26 protein-coding genes are annotated in these 25,976 nt (G+C 48.4%); 21 read left to right on the forward strand and 5 right to left on the reverse strand.

Annotated elements, in window-relative coordinates; translation table 11 throughout:
• The first annotated feature begins 67 nt into the window (after nucleotides 1-67).
• The 8 genes from ICL07_RS22205 to ICL07_RS22240 all read left to right on the forward strand — a co-directional run bounded on the left by ICL07_RS22205 (nucleotide 68) and on the right by ICL07_RS22240 (nucleotide 10,121).
• Complete coding sequence (locus ICL07_RS22205; protein ID WP_188090241.1) at nucleotides 68-550, forward strand: hypothetical protein; 483 nt, start codon at nucleotides 68-70, stop codon at nucleotides 548-550.
• A 49-nt stretch (nucleotides 551-599) separates the two neighbouring features.
• Nucleotides 600-1,058 carry a hypothetical protein gene (locus ICL07_RS22210; RefSeq protein ID WP_188090242.1) on the forward strand — a complete coding sequence of 153 codons (459 nt, stop codon included), beginning with the start codon at nucleotides 600-602 and terminating at the stop codon, nucleotides 1,056-1,058.
• Nucleotides 1,059-1,233: 175 nt separating this feature from the next.
• Entirely contained in the window at nucleotides 1,234-2,202 is a 969-nt protein-coding gene (locus tag ICL07_RS22215) for a DUF2167 domain-containing protein (RefSeq protein WP_188090243.1), read from the forward strand.
• A 164-nt stretch (nucleotides 2,203-2,366) separates the two neighbouring features.
• Entirely contained in the window at nucleotides 2,367-2,951 is a 585-nt protein-coding gene (locus ICL07_RS22220; RefSeq protein WP_188090244.1) for an RNA polymerase sigma factor, read from the forward strand.
• Between the two features lie 81 nt (nucleotides 2,952-3,032).
• Nucleotides 3,033-4,007: a FecR domain-containing protein gene (locus tag ICL07_RS32735; protein WP_188090245.1), complete on the forward strand. Its 975-nt coding sequence runs from the start codon at nucleotides 3,033-3,035 to the stop codon at nucleotides 4,005-4,007.
• Nucleotides 4,008-4,167: 160 nt separating this feature from the next.
• Nucleotides 4,168-7,497: a TonB-dependent receptor gene (locus ICL07_RS22230; RefSeq protein WP_188090246.1), complete on the forward strand. Its 3,330-nt coding sequence runs from the start codon at nucleotides 4,168-4,170 to the stop codon at nucleotides 7,495-7,497.
• Nucleotides 7,498-7,517: 20 nt separating this feature from the next.
• On the forward strand, nucleotides 7,518-9,014 hold the full coding sequence (locus ICL07_RS22235) for a RagB/SusD family nutrient uptake outer membrane protein (protein ID WP_188090247.1): 1,497 nt from the start codon (nucleotides 7,518-7,520) through the stop codon (nucleotides 9,012-9,014).
• Between the two features lie 36 nt (nucleotides 9,015-9,050).
• Nucleotides 9,051-10,121 carry an alkaline phosphatase gene (locus tag ICL07_RS22240; protein WP_188090248.1) on the forward strand — a complete coding sequence of 357 codons (1,071 nt, stop codon included), beginning with the start codon at nucleotides 9,051-9,053 and terminating at the stop codon, nucleotides 10,119-10,121.
• A 133-nt stretch (nucleotides 10,122-10,254) separates the two neighbouring features.
• Here the strand turns inward: ICL07_RS22240 and ICL07_RS22245 are convergent, their stop codons facing one another.
• Nucleotides 10,255-10,911: a GIY-YIG nuclease family protein gene (locus ICL07_RS22245; protein WP_188090249.1), complete on the reverse strand. Its 657-nt coding sequence runs from the start codon at nucleotides 10,909-10,911 to the stop codon at nucleotides 10,255-10,257.
• 261 nt (nucleotides 10,912-11,172) lie between these two features.
• Here ICL07_RS22245 and ICL07_RS22250 point away from each other — a divergent pair, with 261 nt between their 5' ends.
• The 5 genes from ICL07_RS22250 (at nucleotide 11,173) to ICL07_RS22270 (ending at nucleotide 15,596) form a co-directional block, all read left to right on the forward strand.
• Nucleotides 11,173-11,694, forward strand: a complete 522-nt coding sequence (locus tag ICL07_RS22250; protein WP_188090250.1) for a GNAT family N-acetyltransferase — start codon at nucleotides 11,173-11,175, stop codon at nucleotides 11,692-11,694.
• Nucleotides 11,675-12,709: an aminotransferase class I/II-fold pyridoxal phosphate-dependent enzyme gene (locus tag ICL07_RS22255; protein ID WP_188090251.1), complete on the forward strand. Its 1,035-nt coding sequence runs from the start codon at nucleotides 11,675-11,677 to the stop codon at nucleotides 12,707-12,709. Before ICL07_RS22250 ends, ICL07_RS22255 begins: the two co-directional genes overlap by 20 nt.
• A 25-nt stretch (nucleotides 12,710-12,734) precedes the next feature.
• Nucleotides 12,735-13,514, forward strand: a complete 780-nt coding sequence (locus ICL07_RS22260; protein ID WP_188090252.1) for an AraC family transcriptional regulator — start codon at nucleotides 12,735-12,737, stop codon at nucleotides 13,512-13,514.
• 72 nt (nucleotides 13,515-13,586) lie between these two features.
• Nucleotides 13,587-15,131 carry an FAD-dependent monooxygenase gene (locus ICL07_RS22265; protein ID WP_188090253.1) on the forward strand — a complete coding sequence of 515 codons (1,545 nt, stop codon included), beginning with the start codon at nucleotides 13,587-13,589 and terminating at the stop codon, nucleotides 15,129-15,131.
• Nucleotides 15,132-15,158: 27 nt separating this feature from the next.
• Nucleotides 15,159-15,596, forward strand: a complete 438-nt coding sequence (locus ICL07_RS22270; protein WP_188090254.1) for a peptidase associated/transthyretin-like domain-containing protein — start codon at nucleotides 15,159-15,161, stop codon at nucleotides 15,594-15,596.
• On the opposite strand, the gene ICL07_RS22275 is transcribed toward ICL07_RS22270, so the two are convergent.
• Entirely contained in the window at nucleotides 15,593-17,440 is a 1,848-nt protein-coding gene (locus ICL07_RS22275) for a tetratricopeptide repeat protein (protein WP_188090255.1), read from the reverse strand. The two genes, ICL07_RS22270 and ICL07_RS22275, sit on opposite strands and share 4 nt — an antisense overlap.
• Nucleotides 17,441-17,656: 216 nt before the next feature.
• Here ICL07_RS22275 and ICL07_RS22280 point away from each other — a divergent pair, with 216 nt between their 5' ends.
• Genes ICL07_RS22280 through ICL07_RS22295 form a run of 4 tightly spaced genes read left to right on the forward strand, consistent with a single transcriptional unit; the run spans nucleotide 17,657 to nucleotide 19,475 of the window.
• Nucleotides 17,657-17,980, forward strand: coding sequence for a magnetosome magnetite crystal formation protein family (locus tag ICL07_RS22280; protein WP_188090256.1), 324 nt, complete (start codon nucleotides 17,657-17,659; stop codon nucleotides 17,978-17,980).
• Between the two features lie 51 nt (nucleotides 17,981-18,031).
• On the forward strand, nucleotides 18,032-18,499 hold the full coding sequence (locus ICL07_RS22285; RefSeq protein ID WP_188090257.1) for a hypothetical protein: 468 nt from the start codon (nucleotides 18,032-18,034) through the stop codon (nucleotides 18,497-18,499).
• Nucleotides 18,500-18,523: 24 nt separating this feature from the next.
• The gene (locus ICL07_RS22290; protein WP_188090258.1) at nucleotides 18,524-18,979 is read left to right on the forward strand and encodes a hypothetical protein; all 456 of its coding nucleotides are present in this window, start codon (nucleotides 18,524-18,526) and stop codon (nucleotides 18,977-18,979) included.
• Entirely contained in the window at nucleotides 18,969-19,475 is a 507-nt protein-coding gene (locus ICL07_RS22295; protein ID WP_188090259.1) for a hypothetical protein, read from the forward strand. The genes ICL07_RS22290 and ICL07_RS22295 overlap by 11 nt, the downstream gene beginning before the upstream one ends.
• Before the next feature lie 109 nt (nucleotides 19,476-19,584).
• Here ICL07_RS22295 and ICL07_RS22300 read toward each other — a convergent pair whose 3' ends face one another.
• Nucleotides 19,585-20,130, reverse strand: a complete 546-nt coding sequence (locus ICL07_RS22300) for a GNAT family N-acetyltransferase (protein WP_188090260.1) — start codon at nucleotides 20,128-20,130, stop codon at nucleotides 19,585-19,587.
• Nucleotides 20,131-20,134: 4 nt separating this feature from the next.
• The gene (locus tag ICL07_RS22305; protein WP_188090261.1) at nucleotides 20,135-21,118 is read right to left on the reverse strand and encodes a hypothetical protein; all 984 of its coding nucleotides are present in this window, start codon (nucleotides 21,116-21,118) and stop codon (nucleotides 20,135-20,137) included.
• 65 nt (nucleotides 21,119-21,183) lie between these two features.
• Here ICL07_RS22305 and ICL07_RS22310 point away from each other — a divergent pair, with 65 nt between their 5' ends.
• From ICL07_RS22310 to ICL07_RS22320, 3 genes are read left to right on the forward strand one after another with little or no spacing between them, the layout of a single operon-like run.
• On the forward strand, nucleotides 21,184-21,777 hold the full coding sequence (locus tag ICL07_RS22310) for a TetR/AcrR family transcriptional regulator (protein ID WP_188090262.1): 594 nt from the start codon (nucleotides 21,184-21,186) through the stop codon (nucleotides 21,775-21,777).
• Nucleotides 21,778-21,826: 49 nt separating this feature from the next.
• The gene (locus tag ICL07_RS22315) at nucleotides 21,827-23,053 is read left to right on the forward strand and encodes an MFS transporter (protein WP_246485134.1); all 1,227 of its coding nucleotides are present in this window, start codon (nucleotides 21,827-21,829) and stop codon (nucleotides 23,051-23,053) included.
• A gap of 18 nt (nucleotides 23,054-23,071) precedes the next feature.
• On the forward strand, nucleotides 23,072-23,635 hold the full coding sequence (locus tag ICL07_RS22320) for a cysteine hydrolase family protein (protein ID WP_188090264.1): 564 nt from the start codon (nucleotides 23,072-23,074) through the stop codon (nucleotides 23,633-23,635).
• A 46-nt stretch (nucleotides 23,636-23,681) separates the two neighbouring features.
• Here the strand turns inward: ICL07_RS22320 and ICL07_RS22325 are convergent, their stop codons facing one another.
• Complete coding sequence (locus ICL07_RS22325) at nucleotides 23,682-25,322, reverse strand: peptide MFS transporter (protein ID WP_188090265.1); 1,641 nt, start codon at nucleotides 25,320-25,322, stop codon at nucleotides 23,682-23,684.
• Between the two features lie 198 nt (nucleotides 25,323-25,520).
• Here ICL07_RS22325 and ICL07_RS22330 point away from each other — a divergent pair, with 198 nt between their 5' ends.
• Nucleotides 25,521-25,976, forward strand: coding sequence for a MarR family winged helix-turn-helix transcriptional regulator (locus tag ICL07_RS22330; RefSeq protein WP_188090266.1), 456 nt, complete (start codon nucleotides 25,521-25,523; stop codon nucleotides 25,974-25,976).

Below are 25,976 nucleotides of genomic sequence, written 5' to 3' on the forward strand. Positions count from 1 at the left end.
ACATACCAATTTAACTTTAAGGGATTTGCGGCGAAGGAGTAGACCATATAAAAGAGACAAATAAAGTATGAAGCCAACAAAAGAACTCATCGGAATGCTGTTTCAGGAGATCGATGAACACCTGGATAGTATTGTGTCTGACAAACAAACACTGGTATACTATAATGAAATAATGGGAGATACTTCTTTCCTCCTGGCGGGAGTATTGGAATCCCTGTTGAAAGAAAATACGGCTGAATGGGATCATGCAAAGTGGATGGATGATAGCCTGTTAACCCATGTTGAAATAGAAAATGATCTCCTGCGGATTAGTGGCATTATGATATGGGGAAGGGGAGGGACGACGGAGCAATGGGTAGCCCCGTTTTCTTTTGAAACGGCATTGCCAGGAAACCAACACCTTCCCCGTAGGTTTTCCTTTCTTTTTTCTGATTGGGATCAACCGGAATTATCATATGGGGACTTCAATAAAAAGCGCCATTATTGGGAGGGAAGCCAGCGAAACTGGCGGTATGTTATCCACTCCGATGAGCATTTTACAGCATCATAATGCTCTATTAAGAGGATTAATTACAGTATATTACTGAAAATACCTTTGCATGGAACCCTCCACCGTACAATTCAGAACACACCGCGTCGGCTATTCTGTGTCGGCAATTATTGGGCTTCTGGCTGCATGCCAGGGCTTATACTGGCTGGTAAGTGGAAGTGTAGGCTCCTTTTTCGGCTGGCTGTTTTTGGTGATCGGTTTGATAGCTTGCATTGGCTGTAGCTGGACCGCTATTCAACACTCCCTGGTACTGGAACTGAACCAGGAAGGCATTCTATACAAAAAGCATACTTACAGCTGGCATTCTTTGCGGAGCTATGCTATCCGGAAAGAGATCGCGGAGGGAGGCCTGTTCGTGTACCTGATATTGTTTTTTGTGGATGACAGAGCACCCCTGGAGATTCAACTGGATTGGCTGGAGAATAACGAAGCTATCCCGGATCAAATGGCGGTTTACACAAAATCTTTTGGGATTCAGTTTGAGGGGGTAGAAAGGAAAGAAGTATAAATTTTATCTTCAGTTAATCTCCGTGTCCTGATAGAAAACGTTTACTCCATGGCGGGAGTTATATTACTAGATAAGATGGTAGGTGTACACCCCAATACCGGCCGGTTTTTTATGGCATCCACTTTCTTTTTTAGAAAAATTATCGCACTTTTGCTGCCCAAATATTCATTCATTTATGTTAAAGTACCTATCCCTGGCTAGTTTGTTGTTTGTAGCCCTTTCCCTGAAAGCAGACCCCGGAAGAGATTCTGTAGACGTCTCCCAACAACAGATCAATCATGTAGTGGATTCTATCCGCCATGCGCAGAAGTATGAAACCGGTGTTATTAAATTGCCCGGTGGTAAGGCGGAAATTAAGATCCCTGCAGGATTTAAGTTCCTCAACAAGGAACAAAGCAAATACGTATTAACCAAGCTTTGGGGGAATCCTGAAGCCAATGCGGCCAATACGCTCGGTATGATCTTCCCTGAAAATTCAGACCCCTTCGCTGATAGCAGCTATGCTTTCATCGTAGAATACGAGGATGTGGGTTATGTAAAAGATGATGATGCTGAAAAGATCAACTACGACGATATGCTGAAAACCCTCCAGAAAGACGAGAAGGAGGAAAACGTACAGCGTGCAAAAGAAGGGTATCCCAGTATTCACCTGGTAGGATGGGCCCAAAAGCCTTACTACGACAAGCAAAACAAAGTACTGCACTGGGCTAAGGAAATTCATTTCGGTGACAACGATGACATCAATACACTGAATTACCAGATCCGTATTTTAGGCCGCCACGGTATCCTGTCGCTGAATGCGGTATGTACCATGCGTGAACTGCCCCTGGTAAAGGCCGACATCGATAAAGTACTGCACATGGCTACTTTCACGGAAGGTAATACCTACTTTGATTTTGATCCTAAGATCGATAACGTAGCAGCATGGACCATCGGTGGACTGGTGGCCGGTAAAGTACTCCTGAAAGCAGGTTTCTTTGCCATGCTCCTGAAATTCCTGGCAGCCGGCTGGAAATTTATTCTCCTGGGATTTGCTGCCCTGGCGGGAGTGGTGAAGAAATTCTTTGGTCGTAAAAAAGAAGCGAAAGAACTGGAAGGCGATACTACGGTAACGCATACTGATGAACCTACTTCTACGTTATAATCTGCTTAAAGCTATTGCTGACAGAGGTGATACCGGTGTAACGGTATCACCTTTTGTTTTTATGTAACGGTTCTGCCCTACATTAAATTATTGTAAACTGCTACTACTTTACCTTTCAAACCAGAGCTTTGCGGTTGCTTTATAAACACCTAACTGCAAGCAGGATGCGCGGACCAGATAGCAAAACAGGCAACCGGCCTCATTTTGATGAAATCTATGAACTGTACTGGAAAGAACTGTATGAAACAGCCTATAGGCGCGTACCTGCGGCAGATGCGGAAGATATCCTGCAGGAACTGTTCCTTTCGCTGCTGAAAAATCCGGCTATCATCACCAGTGAGGGATCTATCCGCGCTTACCTCCATAAAGCCCTGAAAGGAAGAATCATCGATTTTTACCGGAAGAATTTGTTGAAAGAAGCCTTTGAGAGAAATGCCGCGTTTACGGCTCCCCGTTATATCACCAACCCCGATGCGCAGCTGATGCATAAAGAGCTGGAAATAGTACTGGAAAATGAAATCAGCAGCATGCCGGAACGTATGCAAACAGTTTTCCTGATGAGCCGGAAAGGTATGCTATCCAATGAGGAAATTGCCCATGAACTGGCGATCTCCCATCAAACGGTGAGAAACCAGATCAGCGCGGCTATCAAAAGAATACGTAAGGCACTCCACCAGTATAACCTCGCCAACGGCGCCGGTACCTATACCATCATTGCTGTCACTACCGCGCTGTTAACCCGGCCCTGACCAATGTTACGTTAATGTTAAGCCTTAAAACGGACCGGTACATCCTTACACGTTGTTCGAGTATGTTCATAAAGACCGCAGGTGAACAAACGCGAATTACTCGATTTACTACAGAAAGAAACGCAGGGAAACTGCACGCCGGAAGAAACCGCCCGGCTGGATGCCTGGTATAATTCCTTTGATAACAAGGCCATGCCTGTATTTCTGAACGAGGCGGAGGAAGCGCTGGTGCGTGCCCGGCTGCGTAACCGTATCTATCAGCAGATAACAGCGGAGATGCCCGACCTGCCGGCGCCGGTACCCAAAAGAAAAACGATGCCGCTCTTCCGGATGGCAGCGGCCATACTGGTACTGCTCGGACTCGCCGGAGCTGCATACTTCTTCGGACAAACGAAAACTGTTCCGCAGCCCGAAACAATATTGCTCAGCAGCGTTTCGCCCGCAGGTAAAATGCTGAAAGTAACGCTGGCAGATGGTAGTGAGGTATGGCTCAATGCAGGCAGTACCCTTCGTTATCCCGCTGGTTTCAAAGGCCGCTACCGCGATGTATACTTACAAGGCGAGGCATTCTTTAATGTAACCACGCAGCCGGAACGGCCGTTCGTCGTACATACGGACACGATCCGCACGGTGGTGCTGGGCACCTCTTTTAATATCAGGGCCTATCCTGAACTCGGAAATATCCGTATCAATGTAGCAACGGGAAAAGTAGGCGTTGTAATGGGCGGTAATACACTGGCGACCTTGTTGCCCGACCAGCAGCTGACCTACAATAAGCCTGACCACACCTATCATACCGAAACAAAAGATGCCGCCGCTGCCAATGCATGGAGACAGGGAACTATCAGCCTGGACGGCGTTTCGTTCGATGAGCTGGCGTCGGTACTGGAACATAATTTTAACTACCGCCTGCAATCCAAACGGACGGATGTCCGCAAGGTGCGCTTTTCTATGAACATCATGACCAACAACAAAATTGACGACGTGATGCGCATCATCTGTAGCGTGACTCAAACACATTACCGCATTCAGGGAGATATCATCAGCATCTATTAAAATAAAAACGGAAGCTGCTGCAAACAACTTCCGTCGATCATTCAACACGGTATTCAGTTCCCGGGAAGGTCTGTGAATATCGTAGTATTCAAACAGTTTATCACCATTTAAACGATTCGAAATTATGAAAAAAAACCTTTCGGGGTCCATTAAACATCTTATGAGAGTTTCTGTACTGCTACTAGGTATTATGATGGCCGGGACGCTTTGTTTACAGGCTGGCGCCGGTGCTGCCCAGGACCTGAGCCATATCCGGCTGCAGATCCGGCTGAAGGGTAAAACACTGGCTGCGGCGATTTCAGAACTGTCTGCTGCCAGCAAATTATCTTTTGCCTTCGATAAGGCTGCACTGGACGAAAAAACGGTCGCTGAAACCAGCTTCAACAATATGGCACTCAGCGATATCCTGCACCGTTTACTGCGGAACAGCGGCTACCGCTATGAAATGATGAACCAAACGGTCGTTATTGTGAAAGAGATAAAACCCGTGAAAGTAAATCCGGGAAAGATCTCCGGAAAAATAACGGACGAAAAGGGCAATGCCCTTCCCGGGGCCAGTATTCGCATTCCGGAGCTGAATAAAAGCACGGTGAGCGATGGGGAGGGGGGCTTCAGCCTGGTGGCAGATCCCGGCGTATATACGCTGGAAGTGAGCTTTATTTCCTTTGCTACGCAACGGATCATGAAAGTGCAGGTAGAAGAAGGAAAGACCCGGGACCTCTCCATCGTCATGAAACAAGCCTCCAGCGCCCTGAACGAGGTGTTGGTGATCGGCTACGGTACCCAGGAGAAAAAAGACATCACGGGATCAGTAGGCTCCATCGCCGGTGATCAGATCAACAACCGGACTGTCGGCAGTCTTGATCAGGCGCTGGTGGGAAAAGTAGCGGGCTTAAGTGTTTCCAATAACTCCGGCGCACCGGGAACGGGTATGATGATCCGTATCCGTGGCGTAGGAACCATCAATAACAGCGATCCGTTGTATGTGGTGGATGGTAACCCGTTTGGCAATATCAATAATCTCGACCCGGAAGATATCCAGTCGGTAGAAATCCTGAAAAGCGCCTCCGCTGCTGCGATCTATGGCTCCCGTGGCGCCAACGGCGTGGTGCTGGTCACGACCAAAAAAGGCAGCGCCGGCGCCATGAAAATAGACCTGCATACGTTTACCGGCATGCAGCAGGTGTATAAAAAACTCAAACTGACGAAAGCAGCTGCCTACGCCCGGTACTACAACGCTGCCCTGGCGGCAGGCGGGTTAGCGCCGGTATTCGATAACCCCGATAGTTACGGCGACGGCACCGACTGGCAGGATGCTATTTTCAGAACCGCGCCGGTGAGCAAATATGAAGTGGCGTTTTCGGGCGGCAGGGAAGGCTCGGTATACCGTATGAGCGCCAGTTACCTGAAACAGAAAGGTACGGTTATCGGAACAGACTATACGAAAACAGGCGTGTCGCTGAACAGTACCCACCAGCTGAAACGCTGGCTGAAGTTCGGTGAAAACCTGAACTACGCTTTTACCACCCGAAACAGCATCTCCGACTACGACAGTGACGCCAGAGGTATTATCAGCACTGCTATCCAGATGTCGCCTACGGTGCGGGTAAAAAATGATGATGGCAGCTATGGCGTGTCGCCATTTGCCAACACCTACAACCCGGTAGCGGCAGTGGAAAATATTCAGCGCCTCAATAAAAGATGGTTGCTGATGGGGTCTGTATACGCACAGGCCGACCTGCTACCGGGACTGAACTTTAAATCGCAGTTTAATATCAACGTAGGCAATGGCCGCGAGCGTTCCTATATCCCCGTATATTTTGTAAGTAATTCGCAGAAGGAAGATGTGAGCAGCCTGGAAGAACAAGCGTCCAACGGTACGGACTGGGCCTGGGAAAATACGCTGAACTACAGCCGTAGCTTCGGTAAACATCATTTCGACGGACTGCTCGGCGTAACGGCACAGCATTCCTATGATTCGTATATCCGTGCCTATGGGCAAAACCTCCCCGCTGATGCCAGTCTGACCCGCTCGCTGCAATACCTGGACCTGGCTTCGTCCGGTATGAATGTAGGCGGTGGCGGCGACGAGTGGGGCATGTTGTCCTACTTCGGCCGGCTGAACTACAGCTACCGGAACACTTACCTGGCCACCGTGAACGTACGCCGCGACGGATCTTCCAAGTTCGGCGCCAACAACCGTTTTGGTACTTTCCCTTCTTTCTCGCTGGGATGGCGCTTGTCCAATGAACCTTTCCTCCGCAACGTGAAATTTATCAACGACCTCAAACTACGCGGTGGCTGGGGCTCCCTGGGCAATGAAAGCTCGTTGTCTACCAGCGCAACCGTTTCTACCCTGAAGGTAAACATCCCTTATCCGTTTGGCCGCGGCAAGGAACAGGAAATATGGCTCGGCGCCACACCTTCCAGTATCGGTAATATGAACCTGAAATGGGAAGCAACGAAGGAAACAGACTTCGGCGTGGATGCAACGTTGTTTGATAACCGTATCACCGTGGGCGCGGATTATTATCATCGCGCTACTTCCGGTATCCTGGTACGTTTGCCCATCCTGGCCTCTGTAGGCGTTTCGGAAGCGCCTTATGTAAACGGTGGTAATGTGGTGAACAAGGGTTTCGAGTTTACTATTGGGTTCCATAGCAACAAAAAGAAAAACTTCGGCTATGACATCTCCCTCAACTATGCTATCAACCACAATAAGGTAACCAGCCTGATGAACGATGGCGCGGCCTTCTTTGCGGGTGAAATCACCAGCGGCGTGAAAGTAAGTAAAACCATGGCAGGCCATCCTATTGGCGGGTTCTTCGGATATGTGACCGATGGAGTCTTCCAGAATCAGAAAGAGGTAGATGAGGCGGCTAAACAACCCGGCGCAGCCCCGGGTGATATCCGTTACAAAGACCTGAACGGAGACGGCGTTATCGACGACAAAGACCAGACCTATATCGGCAACCCATGGCCTACCCGTATTTACGGCCTGTCCGCTTCTTTCTGGTATAAAAACTTTGACCTCAACCTGAGCCTCAGTGGCCGCGGCGGAAACCAGATCTATACCGGCTGGAAACACTATACCAATTCCTCCGGTATCTCCAACTACTTCGCGCCGGATAAGGAACAATCATGGAACGGTGAAGGATCTACGAATAAAGAACCCCGTGTGAACATGCTCGATCCCAACAACAATATGCGGCCTTCCGCCCGCTTTATACAGAGCGGTAGCTTCCTGCGCCTCAACAGTCTGCAGCTGGGCTATTCCCTGCCACCATCGCTGCTGAAAAGATGGGGTATCGCTAAAGTAAGGGTATATGCAGGTGGAGAAAACCTGTTTACCATTACTAAGTATGATGGCTTTGATCCGGAAGTGGGCATGCGTGACGGTAATGACGGCGATCCACTGGATGTAGGCATCGATCGCGCTTATTATCCGCGCCCACGCACGCTTTCCGTTGGCCTGAACGTAAACTTTTAATACTGAAAATATTTGAACATATGTTGAAACGAATTGGTATAACGACGCTTTTGCTGGCCGCCGCGGTCTTCTCCGGGTGTAATAAATTACTGGAAATAGAACCACATGGCAGGCAAACCACTGCGACTTTCTTCACCACGCCGGCTACCGCCAGACAGGGATTGATAGCGGCTTACAAGGCATTGCAATCAAACTACCGCACTAACTATCCCGGCTATGTGAGATGGGTGTTCGGTGATGTTTGTTCAGATGATGCGAGAGCCAACGGAGGCGATAACCCTGACATGATCCAGGTAGAATTTTTTACCGCCAACGCCACGAATCCTTTCTATGAAAACGCCTGGTCTACACTGTATCAGGGCATACACGCCGCCAATATCGTGATCGAAAAAGCGCCTGGTGTAAATGGTATGAACGAGGAAACAAAAAAAGTATACGTGGCGGAAGGCAAGTTTTTGCGGGCCTACTATTATTTCAACCTGGTGCAGATTTTCGGAGGCGTACCACTGATGCTGAAGGAAATGCTGACTGACTACAACATCCCCAGAAACAGCAAAACCGAAATTTACCGGCAGATAGAAGCCGATCTGCTAGATGCGGAGCCGGTACTGCCGGAGAAAAGCGCACAGGATAAATCGGACTATGGCCGCGCTACGAAAGGAGCCGCACAGGCGCTGCTGGCCAGGGTTTATCTCATGCAAAGCAAATTCGCGGAAACGGAAATCTGGACTAAAAAGATCATCGATTCACATCAATACAGCCTGGACCCGGTGTATTACCACAACTTCACCATCGACGGGGAATACGGTGTGGAAGCCATTTTTGAAATAAATTTCCAGTACGACGCCCGTTTTTATGATGAAGAAGGTTCGGGAGACGGTGATGGCAGAACCCGCGGACCATTGTCCTACGGCTGGCAATATGATAATCCTACCCAGGACCTGGTAGATGCTTTTGAGCCGGGCGATCCCCGTAAAAAGGCTACCGTTTACAAAACCGGTGATGTATTGCCGGATGGCACCATCGGCAACACCGGCACCAGTGCTACCGGTTACCTATGTACGAAATACCTGATCCTGAAAAATGAAATGACAGATCAACCTAAAAGCTCGGCAAAAGACCAGATCGTTTTCCGCTACGGTCATATCCTCCTGTGGTATGCAGAGGCCGCCAATGAAAACGGGCATAGCCAGGAAGCGCTCCAGGTGCTGAACCAGGTGAGAGCCCGCGCCCGGGAAGGTAATGCGCTGATCCTGCCGGATGTAACCACCACCAATAAAGAACAGCTGCGGCAGGCTATCTGGCAGGAACAACGGGTAGAATATGCTACGGAAGTTTTCCGCTTCTTTGACCTGGTGCGTACCAACAGAGCTGCAAAAGTGCTGAACGATTTTGCCAAAAAATACAACAGTCAGAAAGGTGCTTCTTTTAAAGAAGGGGTGCATGAAATATTCCCGATACCGCAGTCCCAGATTAATCTGAGCCAGGGCGTATTAACACAAAATCCCGGATTTTAAAAACAGACGTTGTATATTATACCATAAAAGAACTACATGAAAAGAACCATTATAGCAGCCTTCATGTTGCCCCTGCTGGCTATATCCTGTGCACAACCTCCGCAGCCGGAACAACCGGCGGCGCCCACCATCAAAAATATCATTTTTATGGTGGGAGATGGGATGGGTACTACACAGATCTATGCGGGACTTACAGCCAATAAAGGTTCGCTGAACCTGGAACGGTTTAAATGTATCGGTTTCTCCAGGACTAATTCTGCCAACAACTACATGACGGAATCTGCTGCAGGCGCCACTGCTTTTGCTATCGGGCAGAAGACGTATAACGGCGCTATCGGGGTGGATAGTGCAGGCCGTCCTCAGCCCAACATACTGGAGATTGCCCGTCAGCATGGCCTGTCCACCGGCATCGTGGTCACTACTGATATTACGGACGCCACACCCGCCACTTTTGCGGCGCATCAAAAGACCCGCGAAATGCAGGCGGAGATTGCAGCCGACTATGTGAAGTCAGACGCAGATGTATTGATAGGCGCCGGCCGTGAACATTTCGATCAGCGAAAAGACGGTCGTAACCTGCTCACAGAATTCATGCAGAAAGGCTACCAGGTGAAGTATACAACGGACGATATCACACAGGTAAAACAAGGTAAGCTGGTGGGACTTGTGAAAGAAGAACGGGTGGCCGGAAGAGGCGATCAGCTGGCACGTACCACCAATACTGCGCTTCAGCTGTTACAACAAAATAAAAAAGGCTTTTTCCTGGTGGTGGAAGGTTCCAAGATCGATGATGGCGGCCATGCCAACGATCTGCAATATGTGACCGAAGAAGTCATCGATTTTGACAAAGCCATCAAAGCCGCGCTGGACTTTGCCGATAAAAACAAGGAAACCCTGGTGATTGTAACGGCTGACCATGAAACCGGCGGCCTTACCATTGCTGAAGGAGATCTGACTACCGGTAAAATCAGCGGTAAATTTTCTACAGATGACCATACCGGGGTGATGGTGCCGGTGTTTGCCTATGGCCCCGGAGCAGAAGCGTTTATGGGTATCTATCATAACAATACCATCTTCCGGAAATTTATGCAGGCATTAAAATTCTGATGATTTTTTAAAAAGCAATAGGGGCTGACTTAAAAGTAAAAATCGCTTTTGGGTCGGCCTTCTTTTTCAGGGGATAAATTTTTATTTTTTGTGCCGGCTTCATTTGTTTTGCGGCCCGCAGCCCGCTTACCTGCTAATACAGCTGATTCCGCAATATCCGCTTAATCATCTGAATAGTACCTCTGCTAATATGACCGCTATACTTCAGAAGTATGCTACTCTCGCTTTCACCATCGCTAAGTTCCTTGACAACACGCATCCATTTGCCGAGGAATTCAGAATTGGGGGTACGGTATTTCAATAATCTCCTCACCGTTTCAATAACGGATTTATTAATCGTGCCCTCGTGCAGCTCAAACAATTCATCGTTATTCAATCCCAGCCGGATATCATCTGCAATGCGGGAGTAATCCTGCAGGTATTTCTCATTCGCCTCCATCACCTGTAACAGCGGATTGTCGGTGAAACTGATATCCGAATACCTCCTGGCCTGCTTCTGAAGTGATTGCAGGGCAGAGCTTCGGGCAACGTTGTCGCAAATGATCAGGTCGCTCTTGCTGAGTTCAAACCATTCACCTTTTACACGCTTATGCTGAAAAACGATATGCAGGCTTTCCTCCAGTTCACTCATATTTTCAGCTGCATACTGGCGTACTACACGGAACAGCACAGGGAGATGTGTATGGTAAGCAGCCAGGCGCTTATGAAGATCCTGCGTTTTGCCAATCTTATACAGGTTTCGGCCCGTATTGAGAATATATACACATTTACCTGTTTGTACTTGCTCCATGAGGTGGTTTCGCGATAGTATCTGATAATTATGTTGTCAATTTACAACTATGCTTATTATATACAAAATTGAATATTGTATCTGGTTTTAATGTGTTGACAGGATAATAGCGTGGATATAGGAAGATGAGATAATGAAGAGACCAGCCCCTATGCATGATGGTTTGAATACAACGGGTGTTTTTATATTGATATATGATTATTTTTTTGTTACATTTAGATAAAGACTGTCGATCACCCAATAACCTATACGCTGTTCAGAATGATAATTAAAATCGCCGATCAACCCAATGAATTTGAACAAATTCACCGGCTTAACTATAAGCTGTTCGTAGAAGAAATCCCGCAACATCCTGCCAATGATGATAAGATCCTGGTAGATAAGTTCCACTTCAAGAATAAATATGTGATTGCATTGAAAAACGATCATGTAATTGGAATGGTTTGTTACAACGAAGTCCGGCCGTTTTCCCTGGATGGAAAAGTCCAACAGCTGGATGAACACATTCCTCCCTATAAAAGATTGGCGGAGGTGAGGTTGCTGGGCATAGAAAGATCGGAGAGAAAGATTTCCGTCGCTTACCGCCTGCTCCGGCAGCTGATTGCCGAGATGTTGCACCAGGGGATCGATAGCGCTGTTGTTTCCGGCACTACCCGGCAAATTAAACTGTACACCAAACTGGGCTTTGTTCCCTTTGGCAACCTGGTAGGCGTGGAAGGCGCCTTATATCAACCTATGTTTATTCATGTAACTAATCTGCGAGATGACTTTGGAAAAAATTAATCTGAGTACCGGACCTGTACATATTTCTGATGCAGTAAGAAATGCTTTAAGTGAACCCGCTGTTTCTCACCGGTCACCCTATTTCAGGACCCTGTTGGATGATACCCTGGCAGCCCTGTGTAACCTGTTTTCGGTTCGCCATACCTTTGTCATGAATGGTAGCGGAACAATGGCGAATGAAGTGATGCTGCATCAGATAAAAACACTGGGATCAAAAGGACTGATACTGTCCAATGGTGAATTCGGCTCCAGGCTGAGCCGCCAGGCGAAACGGATCGGCATTGATTTTATACCTTATACGCTCGATTGGGGCCGGCGTTTTGACCTGGCAGCGATAAAGCAGTTGTTGTCCACCGGAAACATGGGCTGGATACTGTGCTGTCATTGTGAAACCTCTACCGGGGTGTTGAATGACCTGAACGCTATCGCCGACCTTTGTGAGGCACACCAAATGCACTGTTTTGTGGATTGTATGAGCTCTGTTGGGACCACCCATTTAAACTTATCGAAGGTAACGATGGCCACCGCATCATCGGGTAAAGGCCTGGGAGCCTATCCGGGCCTGGCGCTGGTGTTTTCCAATGTAGCTCCCTGGAGGAGTGATAATACACCTACTTATCTTGATCTGACCAACTATGCTCTTAAAAACAATATTCCCTTTACAATTTCTTCCAACCTGATCAACGCCCTCCATACGGCTATCTTACAAAAACAAACAACGGCGCATACCAGCATGATCCACCAGTACTGCCACCGGTATTATGATATCCTGCAGCGTTATGATGTTGTTCCTTTCGGCGACCGCCAGTCAAAGGTTTTTACCCTGGTGCTTCCTGACGGAAAAAAGCCGACTTTTACAGCGTATATGGATGAAAAACAAATCATCCTGAGTTATGAAAGTGAATACCTGGTGAAACGGAACTGGGTGCAACTGGCGGTGTTGGGACATTACCGGGAAAATCAGCTGGACTACGCCGCGGCTACCCTGGAACAATGTTTGGAGCGTATTTGCTGACGTAACGTTCGCAAAAAAATTGACCATGCTGCATCAAGAATTTGATCCCCCTGAAGCATTGGGAGGTGTTGTGAAATGCTTTTGGTATAACCGGGCCGACTTCGGCCAGGGGCCATCGGATTTTGTGATTATGCCGGACGGTTATACGGAGATCATTTTTCATTTTGGCGGCAGCTGCCGGATTGCGCATGATAGCAACCCACTGCCATCGCCCTTTATCATGGGACTCCTGAATCAGCCCCTGGTTTTAAATGCAAAAGACCGTATGGAAATCCTGGCTATCCGGTGTTTCCCCTGGACAGTGTTCGATTTGCTGGGATTGCCTTCCGGTAAAGAGGGCGTACATATATTGAATCATCCTGTTTCCGGCCTGCAGGCTCCCTTAGCGGGCTGTGTACAGTCGGGTAGGATAGAAGAGGCGCTGGAGCTGATAACGCAGTATTGTCTGCAGGTAAGATCAGCGGTGAATATCGACAATATGCTGCTCAAAGCAGGGGGCGCCATGAGAGCGGCAAAAGGCAGCATGCCGGTCAGCCAGGTGGCTGCTGCTGCCCACGCAACGGTACGCACCCTGGAAAGAAAATTCAAAGAATCTTCCGGTTATACAGTAAAGGATGTGTCGGGCCTGATCCGTTTCGAACAAGCACGCAATCAACTCTGGCATTACCCCGATACCAACCTGGCCGGCCTGGCAATGGAGCTGGGCTATACTGATCAGGCCCACCTTAGCAGGGAATTTAAACGTTATAGCGGCACTTCTCCTGCGGCCTTTGCCCGGAAAGCGAAGAAAGGCGAACGCCGGTAAACCATTATTTTGTCGCGTTTATACAAGACTGACGAAAGTGCATTCCGGAATTTTGTGGTTCAATCATGCTATATGAAGACTACAAATGATGTTATTATTTCCGGAGCAGGGCCTGTTGGCCTTTTCCTCGCCTGTGAACTGGCCCTGGCAGGATGTTCTGTCCTGGTGCTCGAAAAAGCGGAGCACCCGTTATCACCCCTGAAACAACTCCCGTTTGGTATACGTGGACTCTCATCGCCCACTATCGACGCCTTCTATCGTCGCGGATTATTAGACGAACTGGAAGTGCCCAAACGCCTGAAAGACCCCCATGCCGGCGCTGTAAAAGGTACACGCCGCCAGGTGGGGCACTTCGCCGGTATCCCATTCCACGAAGGAGATGTTGACACTTCCCGGTGGCAAAACCGTTTACCCGGTTCGCCGGATACTCACGTTATTGCGGAGATGGCGGAACTTGAAATGGTACTGGCCCGTCGCGCCGAAGCCCTGGGCGTGGTGATTAAACGTGGCATGCCGGTTAGCGATTTTATTGCTGATGCAGATAAAGTGGTGGTCCATACAGGTGGACAATCTTTTACCAGTCAATGGCTGGTGGGCTGTGACGGCGCCCGTAGCATTGTCCGTAAGAACGGTGGTTTTGAATTTGCCGGCACCGAACCCGCTTTCACCGGTTATTCCACCCGGATGGATATCGCTGATCCGGAGAAACTCCGTCCCGGCAGGAATATCACCGAAAGAGGCATGTACCTGCAGTCGCAGCCCGGTTATGTGATGATCCAGGACTTTGATAAAGGCGCCTTTCACCAGTCCGAAAAGCCCCTTACCCGGGAGCATGTGCAGGAAGTGCTGCGCCGTATCTCGGGCACAGATGTGACGATTGAAACGCTGCAGGTGGCTACCACCTGGACAGACAGGTCCAGACAAGCCACTGCTTACCGTAAAGGCCGGGTACTTTTAGCCGGCGATGCAGCGCATATTCATTCACCGTTGGGTGGCCAGGGACTTAATCTCGGTCTTGGCGATGCGATGAACCTGGGCTGGAAACTCGCTGCCACAATCCATAACAAAGCACCGGAGGGTTTGCTGGATACCTATCACACAGAACGGTACCCTATCGGCGCACAGGTGCTGGACTGGTCACGCGCGCAGGTGGCTATTATGAGTCCCGACCCTCATGCCCGCGCATTACAGGCTATCATCCGTGATCTGATCAATACGCCCGACGGCGCTACCTATATGGCGGCCAGGGTATGGGGTATCTTTACCCACTATGATACGGAGGCCGCACATCCGCTGGTGGGATACAGTGTACCCAACTTTACGCTTGAAAACGGTACCGACGTGGGCGCATTGATGCAGGATGGCCGTGGACTGCTGCTTGATTTTGACAGGCAAGCGGTACTGGAGAATTTTACGAAAGCTTACGATAATCAAATCCGGTACGTTGCCGGTGACGTGAAAGAGCGGATGGGCGTAAGTGCGGTATTGGTACGCCCCGACGGGATAGTGGCCTGGGCTGCAGATAACGCCGCTGATAGCGCTGAATTACGGCAGGCTGCCGCACGTTGGTTTGCTGGCAACACTCCTGGCGGAAATGTTTTTCAACCTGCCGTCTAATTCGCTAACTTTAGTAAAACGATCCACATGTCATCTATCTCAAAGTTGTTTGTGTTAGCCTGCTTTGTACTGCTGTATCATGTTAACGGGCAGGCGCAAACGAAAATGGCCTATTCCAAATTGTTGTACAACGGGAAGGAATACAATGAATTAATTGTAGACCGCTTTCCGCAGTACGGTTTTGCGGGTAAAGACGGTTGCGTGGTGCAGGGGCAACTGGTGCTGGAATTAAAGGATACCGGTGCACAGGAAGTGGAGGGGCTGGTGAAAGATGCCGAAACCGGGGCGGTAATATTTGCTGCAACGGTTCAGCTGAAACGGGCAAATGGTACCACGGAAGAAATAGCGACGGATGAACAGGGAAAGTTCCTGGTACATAAAGGTTCTTATGTGAAAACATTGCGTATCGCGTATATTGGTTACCGTTTGCTCAATATCAAAGCAGCATCCGGTAAGCTGTTTTAGCCAACCGCTTTCAGGTATACTACCAGGTCTGTTTCTCCATCCAGTTCAAATTTTTGCTTCAGCCGGTATTTGGTCATCCGGACGCTTTTGGGTTCTACGTTCAGCAGCTGGGCAATCTGTTTGGTATCCATCCCCAGATACAGATAGGCACAGTACTTCATATCCAATGCCGTCAGTTTTTGCCTGGTTTTTTCGTTCAGATTTTTGAAGAAATTTGGATGCAGTTCCTGGATTTGAAATTTAGCTTTTTCAAAGTCGTCATCCATCAGGGATTCTTCGCGCAGTACCTGGTGGATGCCGACAGCATCAGGCCCTGAAAGTTTTTCTTTCAGCTGTTGCAGTACTTCAATTTTTCGTTGCAGGTGCAGTTGGTTGGCCATCACTTCATCCTGCAGTTTCTGTTGCTGTAGTGCCAGCAGTTCCTGTTCCGCTTTCAGCCGGCCTTGTTCTTCCTTTTCCAGCTTTACCTGCATTTCTGCCTCATTCTTTTCGGCACGCAGTTGTTTCTCCCGGGTGAGCGAGTACCGGAGGTTGTAATGATAGGAGCGGAACATAAAAAATCCGCCGACTATGCCTGCCGCTATCAGTCCCAGGAGCAGGTTTTTTTGTTTTTTATGACTGGCGGCTTTATCCATCATCGCCTGCAATTCCTTATCCTTATTTTTGAGATGGTATTGTGCTTCCAGTCTTTTAGCGCTTTCCGCTTCACTTTCATTAAAAAGCAGCTCTTTGTATTGGGTCAGTTTCTCCTGGAATTCATAGGCTTTTTTATAATCTCCTATACGGGAATAGAGCCGGGCCAGGTCCTGCGCTACATTTGCCAGGGTATAGTAGTAGGGCTTTTTGCGTTGCAGCATTTGGGTGTAAGCCATCAGCAGGTAGTTTTCCGCTGCTTTGACGTTGTTATCTTCCAGGCTTAGCTGACTTAAAATACCGTAGCTGCTGGCTACAAACCGGTCATTGTCTTCCATAGCCTTGGCCGTGTTCAGTGTTTCGTTGATGTTTTCAACGATCTGTCGTTTTACAGCCGGGTTTTTGGTGCCCCAAAAGGTGATCAGGTAGCTGGCTTTGTTGATTCGCAGGGTGGCGTAGGTATTGGTGGCCACTTTCCCGGGATTGGCCTGGTATAGGGCGATGCCTTTATCTAAAAAGGACAGGCTGCTGTCGATGTCTTTTTCCTGGTGGGTCCTCTGCTGGCGGGTTTTGTAGGCTACTGCCATAGCGGCATAGGCATTGGCCAGCAGGTTGTCGTTACCGGATTTGACGGCAAAATCCAGTGCTTTCCGGGCGTAATGAAAGGTCTCCGATTCGTTGTCCCATTCACTATAGACCCCATACAACAGGTAATAAATACGGGCTGTGAGCAACGGTTCCTTTTCCGGATCGGGTATCCGGGACAGTGCCTCATGAAGGCTCTTCACTGTTTTTTCATTATCATATAACGTACTATGCAACATGGCTTCTGCATAATGGGCATAGGCCATCGGGAGCGGGTTGGATTGAGCCCTGGCCGATTGGTAGGCCTGGTTGATATACCGCTGCGCTTTCTCAAAGTCTTCCGTGTTGGTGTAGATGTTGGACAGGGTCCAATAGGCTTTGGTAACACCCAGGTTGTTGCCGGAAATTTTCAGGCTGGTCTCCAGGCTTTGTTCCGCCATCCTGATAGCTTCGGGGTATTTTTCGTTGGTGCGGTATGCATCGGCGATCTGCTGTTGAATGTCGGCAGTGCGCGCGGCATCCGGATCTTGTTTTAACAGCTGTTGAAGACTGTCGATGTACGTTTGTTGTGCAACAGCGGAGAGCGAAAATGTCAGTAGAATAGTCAGGTGTAATAATCTCCTCATGCCGCAAAGATAGAAAAATCTGTAGTCGCCCTGGCGTCAAAATTGATCATTAGTAATAAATACTAAATATATAATATGATTATTGTCAAACAAAAATGAATTATGTAGTCGTTTTGTAGTTGCTTGTGTAAAGCGGTCGTAGTCAATTTGTGGTGCATCAAAACAAGGGAACGGAAAATATTTCGGTCATTTTTGTGACATCAAAAAAACAAGACTATGAATAACAAAACGCTATCCATCGTTTCCTACATTACTTTAATTGGTTGGCTGATAGCCTATTTCTCCGGGAAAGAAAAAGCAGACGACCTGCTGAAATATCATTTGCGGCAATCCCTGGGCCTTGTCATCATAGGCGCCATTGTCGGAATACTCCTTAACGTTGTGCTATGGATAATACCTGCCCTTAGTTTCCTGACCTATATCGGATTGGTCATTTTGGCATTGATGATCATAGGAATGATCAATGCCGCCAATGAAGCGAAGAAGCCGTTGCCTGTTATCGGAGGTCTGTTTGAAGATAAATTTGCCTTCATCGGATAATGCCGTCCGGTTAACCGGATGGCAGGAACTGCCGGAAATCAAAATTGTTTTATGAAGCATTATAAGCTGTTGCTCCCCGATGGAAGTGATTATATCATCGGTACTTTCAGGGGAATGGAAGCTATTGCTGGGGGACTATTATGCCTGGTCGCTGTGGGATTGATAGCAGGCGGACATATAAAGGCCGGCCTCATCATTTTGGGAGTTATTACCTTTTTTATTATCTTGTTCCGGACAACGTATAAGGTTAACCGTAGGGTTGTCATGGAAAATGGCGTTCCCCGAGAGATAACGATCCGTTTTGCCAAATTCGGAAAAACACATGTTTACCCTGTAGCAAATATCCTGGGTTTAAGTTTGAGAACGGGCAGCATTGCAGGCATACCACTGCAAGCGGAATTGCCGGTGGAATACCGGGATGCGGGCAAGGTAAAAGTACTTCCCCTGGCCGGGTCATTAAAAGCGAAGGATATGCAGGAACTGTGGAATGAGTTGGAAGACCTGTTACAAATAAAATAGTATCAAACAAAAAAGAACATATCTATGGAACAACCGAAAAAGTTTATCAAAGAAGGTAATGTGTACAAAATGAAACCCCAGCACACCTACAATGCAGTGGCAATAGGCTTATGCCTGGGGCTGGCCTATCTCGGTTTTCGCATTCATTCATCCATCTTTATGTGGGTGTTTATTGTCTGCACGGCGATTTTTGTCTTAAGCGCGCTCTCTAAATCATTGGTGGTGGATATGGACAACAAAGCCATCAACGTAAAAATGTCTTTGCTGAAACCAGCCATGGTAATACCTTTTGAGAGCATTCAGCATTTTGAGCTGTATACGCTCAAAACCAACTTCATCACCACCAATGTTACGCTGAATGTATATTTCCTGAAAGACGGAAAGGAAAAGTCAGCCGGACTGGCGCAGGGTTTTACCAAACGCTCCATGCAAAATCTCTTAAATGACATCGAAGATATAATCGGAACAAATGGACATTAAAAAGCAGCTCAACGTAGAAGTGGCGCCTGACCGGGTAATACTGCAACCCAACCGCCGGTTAAAGACCAGCCTGATATGGATGGCGGGGATCGCAGTGGTAGTTGGTATCGGGGTAGCGATTTTTTTTCCGGTGCTCAGCGAAGGGCCGAAAGTGCTGGGCTTAGCCCTGGTCGTATACCTTGCAGGGCATGGTTTGTACGACTACCTGTTTCATTATAACGTAGGTTATGAATTTGATAAATACACGAATACGGTATACAAGATCAACCCGCCTTTCGGGAAAAAGAAAATCATGAGGCTCGATGAAATGGTCCTCTTTACCCAAATGGTTACCGGTGAATGGTATTATGCCATCGGCATTAAGAAAAAGCAGTTCCTCAAAAATTATAAGATCAGTCCAAGTTTTGACGACGGAAAAGCGTCCAAAAAAATGCTCATTGAATTTGAGGAAATGGTACTAAACCCCATTATGGCGTTGGTGCCAGAAGCCTTGTAGCATCTTATTCTTCTTTATTACGGTCCGGCGGTGTGGCCTTTAACAGCTGACGCACAAAAAAGTCGTTGCGTCTGCTGCGTCCATAAGGCCCGCCGTCGCTGTGCAGATATTAACTGTTTTCCAGGAGGTATACATACTCGAGCCCGTCAGTTTCATCCATGGCTTCGTCTACCTTCACAAACCCCAGCGTACGCGCCAGTTCCAATGAAGGCAGGTTGTCCGGGGCAATGGATACAATAAAACGACGTGTATGGAAATATTCGGTAGCCCAATCCAGCATACCCTGGATAGCTTCGCGTGCATACCCTTTTCTTCGATGGGCGGCAAAGATATGGTAGCCTAATTCCGCGGCGCCCAGCCTGTATGGCTGGTCTGGCGTTTCTTCGGGCCTGCTGTGAAAACGTATCAGCCCAATCATTTCATCCCGCAACAGGATAGCCCTGGAGGCCCAGGGACGGTAGGCCGGATCGGCCGATAGTTGCCGGCGGTCATGCTGCAGGCTACTTTGTTCCCGCTGAAATTCCGTTGGTATAGTGGCTTGCAGCAATTGTGCGGCTGTTGTAAAATCGTATTGCAGACAAGCTTCCGTAACATCCGTTCCCAGTAATCGTAGTGTTAATCTTGATGTGACTATATCCTGTAATGTTATATCCATGCGTTTAGGTGTTGAAAAATTTTACCAGCAGGCTTAAACCCATGCCTGATATAAGACAGCGCTCTTTCCGGTTGCCGCTGAGTTGTTGGGTCCAGTCGGTAAATCCGCCATCTGCTATTTCCATTTCCGGGCCTTGTCGGGGCTGTATATACATTTTGAACTGAACGCCTTTATAATAGTTGTTTTCCGCAATGTGGCGGGCAAGGGTGGTGGTCATGGGCAGTGTGGCACATAATTCCTGTATCCGCGTGAGCAAGCCATCGCCGTTGTAACCGCCGCGGGGCATGAGTTTGACAGACACCTGCGACGCGGTAAAGATGCTGGTAAGCATATGATACAGATGTAATAGCTGCTCCTTGAGACTATTGAGTTCAAAGGCGTAGTCGCCGGTATCTTTCCCTGCAGCCACCATACAGGCTATTTTAAAATGAGGAGTATAACCTTTTACGGGGGGCCTTGTCGCGCGGATATGCCGGTGAACAGTGCTGTACCGCAGGATTTCATGATTGAAACCGCTGGCTTTCCGCTGGCCGGCCATATGTAAAGCCAGAGCGTTGGTGGCATCTGCCATCACTTCCGTATGCCGGATGGCGGAGATAATCTTTTTCTGACTAACGGTACCCACTGCGGCACAACTGCCGAACTGCCCTACGGGCGATAGTTCCAGCGGATAGTAGTGATGTTGCTGCAGATAACGCAGTATTTCCAGCTCCTTTTCCAGCATCAGGATCATGTCCGTATCGGCAGGTTGGGCAAAGCTGTTTTGTTGGTAGTGCTGCAATAAGGAAGCGGCTGATAGTTGAGCGGCACGCTGCTCGTATACTGCCATCAACAACGATGAAAGATCTGAACTGCTGAGGGAGCCCAGCTGTTGCAAGATATCAGGTGCGCCTATTTTCTTGCAGATTTTTCTGGCAATAAGGTCCGGCATCAGGTATTCATTTAAACTAAGATACTGCTTTATTGCTGAGAAGGAAGAAACACTCATGCTTTGTTTGTAATTTATTTCGACCGAATTTGGTTTTTGGTCGAATGTTTTATTATCTTTGCACCATGGCATCAGATAAAAGGACGCATATACTGTCAACGGCACAAAAGCTTTTCCAGGAGAAAGGCCTGGGCATGGTAACCATGGAAGATGTGGCAAGAGCTGCGGGCATGGGAAAGAGTTCCCTGTATTATTATTTCAAAAGCAAGGAGGAAATATTTGACGCCGTACTGGAAACAGAGATCAGTGAAATTATACTGGAAACGATGAAGCGGATGAGCAGCCGCTCCGGCCTGCTGGAAAAACTGATGGCCTTTGCAGCGGTAAAGTTTGAGATGGCCAGGAAACGAAAATCCTTATACAGGGCTATGGAAGCGGGAATGGATGCGGTGGCCTTGTCCCGGTATAATGAACTGAAAAAAGGAGTACACCTCAGATATCTCGAAAAGGAAAAGGTGATCCTGCAACAGCTGCTCATACAAGCCGCCGGCGACCGCAGTATTAAAACATTGCATCCGAAGGAACTGGACCAGGCGGTGATGATGTTCCTGTCGGCCCTCCGGGGTATGAACCGGGAAATAACCCTGTTTGGTTCGGCGGAACAGGCCGATGAGTTGTTGCCCGCATTTTGCAGGCTTTTCCAGCGGGGATTGCAATAATTTTTTACATGAATTTCGACCGAAAATTGATTTTAGTCTAAAAATGGAGATGTCAAACACTTTCAGGGTTTTTAAGTCGCGTAATTATAGTTTGTTCTTTTACGGTCAACTGATATCGCGCATCGGTATGTGGATGCAGCGAACGGCGGTGATCTGGGTGGTATATACGTTGACACACTCCGTATTCCTGGTGGGACTGGCGACTTTTGCGGAACAGTTCCCCTCGTTTTTATTATCGCCGGCCGGTGGTATAGCGGCCGACCGGCACGACCGCTACAAGGTGCTGATGATTACTCAGATTGTTTCTGCCTTGCAGGCAGTGGGGCTCACACTGGTGTATCACTTCAGTGCCCGGCCGCTGTGGGGACTGCTGGGCTTAAGTGTAGTCCTCGGACTGGCCAACGCTTACGACGTACCGTCCCGCCAGGCGATGGTCAACGATATTGTGCCTGATAAAGCGGACCTGCCCAGCGCTATCGCTATGAACTCGTCGCTGAATAATTTGTCGAGATTGGTGGGACCTGCCTTGTCCGGTATCGTACTGGCCAAATACGGCGCCACGGTATGTTTCATCGCTAATGCAGTGAGTTTTGTAGCGGTGATTATTTGTCTCACGATGATGGACCTTCCCCGGAAACAGCATCATCAGCGCACTAAAAATGCGTGGACAGATTTCAGGGATGGGCTGAATTATACCCGCGCCCAGAAAGAGATAGGGCAGATCCTGCTGTTGCTGGGACTGGTCTGCCTGTTTGTGCTTCCTTACAATACATTACAGCCTTTTTACGCCCGCGATGTGTTTAAAGGTAATGCGGCTACCTATGGCTTTATCAATGCGGCTACCGGCATCGGGGCGCTAACCAGCACCTTGTTCCTGGCGTCGCAGAAAAGTAGCCTCCGTTTAAAACAGATACTGTTGGTAAATCTCATTGTGTTGGGCATTGGTTTGATGGTGATGTCTTATGTGCCTGTATTACCGGTATACCTCTTGTTGTGTTTTGTATGCGGTTTTGGTACCATGTCGGTGATGCCTATTTCCAACACGATCATACAAACGGTGTCTGCTGCGGATATGCGTGGCCGTGTGGTAGGCTTCTTTGCCATGGCAGCCTTTGGTACGCTGCCGCTGGGAAGCTTATTGGTAGGCTGGATGGCTAAAATCATTCATCCGCAGATATGTACGTTTATAGAAGGAGTCGTTTGCCTGCTGATTACGGGCGTGTTTTATCGTTTTCTGAAAGCCGGATATCAGCCGGACCGGTCTTTAACGAGATAATTTTTAAAACTACAAATAATGATATCACAAAAGTCAGACACTGCATTACTGGTGATGGATATGCAGGAAGCACTGCTGGCGGGCCTGCCGGGCAGCGACCAGCTTTTTCCTCAGATTGCTGCGGCGATTAAGCATGCCCGGGAGACCGGTATTCCGGTAATTTATTGCGTGGCGGCCTTTCGGAAAGGTTATCCGGAAATACATCCGGACCATAAAAGTTTCCGGACCTTACCATCGCGTTTGCCCGATGCCGTTATAGAGCAGATGATGAAGATCGTCCCGCCGCTGGCGCCGGCCAACGAGGAAGTGGTGGTGGTCAAAAAAAGGTACAGTGCCTTTACCGGCAGCGACCTGGAAGTGGTGTTACGGTCAAATGGTATCCGTCACCTGGTACTGGCCGGCGTTATCACCAGCGGAGTAGTGCTTTCAACGCTGACGGAGGCCGCAGATAAGGATTATCGGTTGACCGTGCTGTCGGATGGCTGTATGGACCGGGATCAGGAAGTGCATCAAATACTGGTGGAACGGGTGTTTCCAAAGGTGGCAGATGTCTGCACCTGCGAAGAATGGACTAAAAAATAACAGTATAAAAAAAGCCTGGCAGCTTAACTGCCAGGCTTGGAAAATTTTATTTTACATACTCCTTGAATATCCGGTTCAGCCAGCGCAGCATCAGGAATATCACCGCGGCAGCGCCACCCAGTAACAGGAAGTTCACCAGGAAGTAATTGGCTTTGTTATCATAGGTATCCCACAAAGTGGCGAGGATACCGGATAGTTTGTTACCGATGGAAGTGGCCAGGAACCAGCCGCCCATCATCAGGGAGGTAATGCGGGCCGGACTGAGTTTAGACACCAGGGATAGTCCCATAGGGCTCAGGAAGAGTTCCCCTACCGTAATAATACCATAACAGCCGATCAGCCACCAGGGCGAGGCTTTGATAGTCCCGTTGCTGCACACATATACCGCACCCACCATCATCAGCGTGGAGATGGCCGATATCAGCAGGCCCCATGCAATTTTCGATGGAGTGGAAGGTTCCTGGTTGCGTTTTCGCAGCATGGCGAAAAGTAGCACGATCAGCGGTGTCAGCGTAATCACAAAGAAAGGATTAATGGATTGGAACAGCTCTGTATTAAAGAGACTGACGCTTTTCCCCTCTGCCGGCATTTTCTCCGGCGCCACATTTTTAAAGTACACTACCTTATCCCATACTTTCTGCGGTTTGCCGGCTGCATCCCTGATTACCCTGAATTCTTCATCAAAAGCGGTAACGGAATCTGCTTTGTTCACCACCGTTTCTGCCAGGTAAAGACGCTGGGCCGGTTGTTCAATCACGGCCGGAATTTCTCTGTCCGTATAATATTGGGCCCAGGTGGTCAATGCGGTACCATTCTGTTTGAATACTGCCCAGAAAACGATCGACACGGCAAAAATAGCCAGCAGTGCAGAGATGGGCTTACGGTCCTTCGCATCTGCTTTCATCAGCAGGGACACAAAAAACATTAATATCGGGATACAGGCAAAAATGAAAGCGTCGGTGGAATCAGATCCGAAGATGTTGCCCGGAATAAACCAGGCGCCCAGTCCCACTACGATAGCCGGTAAAAACACTACGGAGAATATTTTGCTCAGCGACATATCGCCTTCCTGTACCGGTTTACGTACATCCGCATGCCGGTAGTGTTTCATGCCAATCACGAATATCAATACGCCCAGGAACATGCCAATACCGGCGGCGATGAAAGCCGCGCCCCAGCCAATGGTATTGCGCAGGAAAGCTGCAAAGAAGTTACAGATAAAGGCACCAATGTTGATGCCCATGTAAAAGATATTGTACCCCGTATCTTTCCGGCTACGATATTGATCATCGCTATATACATTGCCCAGCAGCGTGGATATATTGGGTTTGAAGAAACCGTTACCAATACAAATTAAGGCCAGCGACAGGTAAAACACCGTGAGATTGTGCACCGCCAGACCAATGTAGCCGATGCCCATCAGTATGCCGCCGATAATAATAGACTTGCTGTAGCCCAGCTTGCGGTCGGCTATCAGTCCGCCCAGAAAAGGTGTCAGGTATACAAAAGCGATGAAGGTGCCGAAGATATCCGCAGCCGTCGCGCGGTCCATACCCCAGCCACCTTTGGCCGTGTCGGTCAGGTACAGTTGGAAAATACCCAGGATCAAATAAAAACCAAAACGTTCCCACATTTCAGAAAGAAAGAGGAACGGCAATGCTGCCGGGTGGTTGCGTGTCTTTTTCATGCCAAGTTTAGATGTACGTGATATAGGTTGCTTATCTGGCAGCCACTGCCAAATCGCGAAAATAAGGGAAAGAATGGAATATCAGCGCAATGGCATAAGCGATTATAACCACTCAACCATTTGTGGTGAGATTTATTTTGATATATCCTTTATTTAAAATTATCTTTGTAACTAAGATAATCAGTTAATAAGATAATTATGAGCAACGATCTTATCCTTCGCGTCCGGAAACTCAGCGAACACTACGCTTATACCTCCATCCAGATGCACGAAGCAGTCGGCCGTAAGGCCGGGCTTTCAGGAACAGACCATAAATACCTTGGGTTTTTAATGAAACAGGGCCAGATGACTGCCGGGGAACTGGCGGTATTATCTGGCCTTACCACCGGCGCGGTAACGGGACTGATAGACCGCTTTGAAAAGAAAAACCTGGTGAAAAGGCGCTTCGCGGAAAACGACCGGCGTAAGGTGATCATCGAACCCATCACAGAAAACATTATGGCACTGATGGTACCGTTGTACAAAGATTTCCGGGCGCAGTCTGAAAAACTGATGGCCTCTTTTTCCGAAGAGGAACTAAAGGTGATTGAGACCTACTTCACAAAAGCACTCGACATCATGAATGAAAACATCACTCATCTGCAAACAAAGTAA

The organism is Chitinophaga qingshengii (assembly GCF_014529935.1).
GTDB classification, from domain to species: Bacteria; Bacteroidota; Bacteroidia; order Chitinophagales; family Chitinophagaceae; genus Chitinophaga; species Chitinophaga qingshengii.

Bases quoted from the DNA above. Each gene is read 5' to 3' on its own strand.
- ICL07_RS22250 (WP_188090250.1), top strand. From the start codon at position 11,173: ATGATAATTAAAATCGCCGATCAACCCAATGAATTTGAACAAATTCAC.
- ICL07_RS22300 (WP_188090260.1), bottom strand. From the start codon at position 20,130: ATGGATATAACATTACAGGATATAGTCACATCAAGATTAACACTACGA.
- ICL07_RS22230 (WP_188090246.1), top strand. From the start codon at position 4,168: ATGAGAGTTTCTGTACTGCTACTAGGTATTATGATGGCCGGGACGCTT.
- ICL07_RS22215 (WP_188090243.1), top strand. From the start codon at position 1,234: ATGTTAAAGTACCTATCCCTGGCTAGTTTGTTGTTTGTAGCCCTTTCC.
- ICL07_RS22305 (WP_188090261.1), bottom strand. From the start codon at position 21,118: ATGAGTGTTTCTTCCTTCTCAGCAATAAAGCAGTATCTTAGTTTAAAT.
- ICL07_RS22240 (WP_188090248.1), top strand. From the start codon at position 9,051: ATGAAAAGAACCATTATAGCAGCCTTCATGTTGCCCCTGCTGGCTATA.
- ICL07_RS22275 (WP_188090255.1), bottom strand. From the start codon at position 17,440: ATGAGGAGATTATTACACCTGACTATTCTACTGACATTTTCGCTCTCC.
- ICL07_RS22245 (WP_188090249.1), bottom strand. From the start codon at position 10,911: ATGGAGCAAGTACAAACAGGTAAATGTGTATATATTCTCAATACGGGC.
- ICL07_RS22330 (WP_188090266.1), top strand. From the start codon at position 25,521: ATGAGCAACGATCTTATCCTTCGCGTCCGGAAACTCAGCGAACACTAC.
- ICL07_RS22325 (WP_188090265.1), bottom strand. From the start codon at position 25,322: ATGAAAAAGACACGCAACCACCCGGCAGCATTGCCGTTCCTCTTTCTT.
- ICL07_RS22270 (WP_188090254.1), top strand. From the start codon at position 15,159: ATGTCATCTATCTCAAAGTTGTTTGTGTTAGCCTGCTTTGTACTGCTG.
- ICL07_RS22265 (WP_188090253.1), top strand. From the start codon at position 13,587: ATGAAGACTACAAATGATGTTATTATTTCCGGAGCAGGGCCTGTTGGC.
- ICL07_RS22315 (WP_246485134.1), top strand. From the start codon at position 21,827: ATGTCAAACACTTTCAGGGTTTTTAAGTCGCGTAATTATAGTTTGTTC.
- ICL07_RS22320 (WP_188090264.1), top strand. From the start codon at position 23,072: ATGATATCACAAAAGTCAGACACTGCATTACTGGTGATGGATATGCAG.
- ICL07_RS22205 (WP_188090241.1), top strand. From the start codon at position 68: ATGAAGCCAACAAAAGAACTCATCGGAATGCTGTTTCAGGAGATCGAT.
- ICL07_RS22310 (WP_188090262.1), top strand. From the start codon at position 21,184: ATGGCATCAGATAAAAGGACGCATATACTGTCAACGGCACAAAAGCTT.
- ICL07_RS22295 (WP_188090259.1), top strand. From the start codon at position 18,969: ATGGACATTAAAAAGCAGCTCAACGTAGAAGTGGCGCCTGACCGGGTA.
- ICL07_RS22210 (WP_188090242.1), top strand. From the start codon at position 600: ATGGAACCCTCCACCGTACAATTCAGAACACACCGCGTCGGCTATTCT.
- ICL07_RS22255 (WP_188090251.1), top strand. From the start codon at position 11,675: ATGACTTTGGAAAAAATTAATCTGAGTACCGGACCTGTACATATTTCT.
- ICL07_RS22260 (WP_188090252.1), top strand. From the start codon at position 12,735: ATGCTGCATCAAGAATTTGATCCCCCTGAAGCATTGGGAGGTGTTGTG.
- ICL07_RS22280 (WP_188090256.1), top strand. From the start codon at position 17,657: ATGAATAACAAAACGCTATCCATCGTTTCCTACATTACTTTAATTGGT.
- ICL07_RS22290 (WP_188090258.1), top strand. From the start codon at position 18,524: ATGGAACAACCGAAAAAGTTTATCAAAGAAGGTAATGTGTACAAAATG.
- ICL07_RS22235 (WP_188090247.1), top strand. From the start codon at position 7,518: ATGTTGAAACGAATTGGTATAACGACGCTTTTGCTGGCCGCCGCGGTC.
- ICL07_RS22285 (WP_188090257.1), top strand. From the start codon at position 18,032: ATGAAGCATTATAAGCTGTTGCTCCCCGATGGAAGTGATTATATCATC.
- ICL07_RS22220 (WP_188090244.1), top strand. From the start codon at position 2,367: ATGCGCGGACCAGATAGCAAAACAGGCAACCGGCCTCATTTTGATGAA.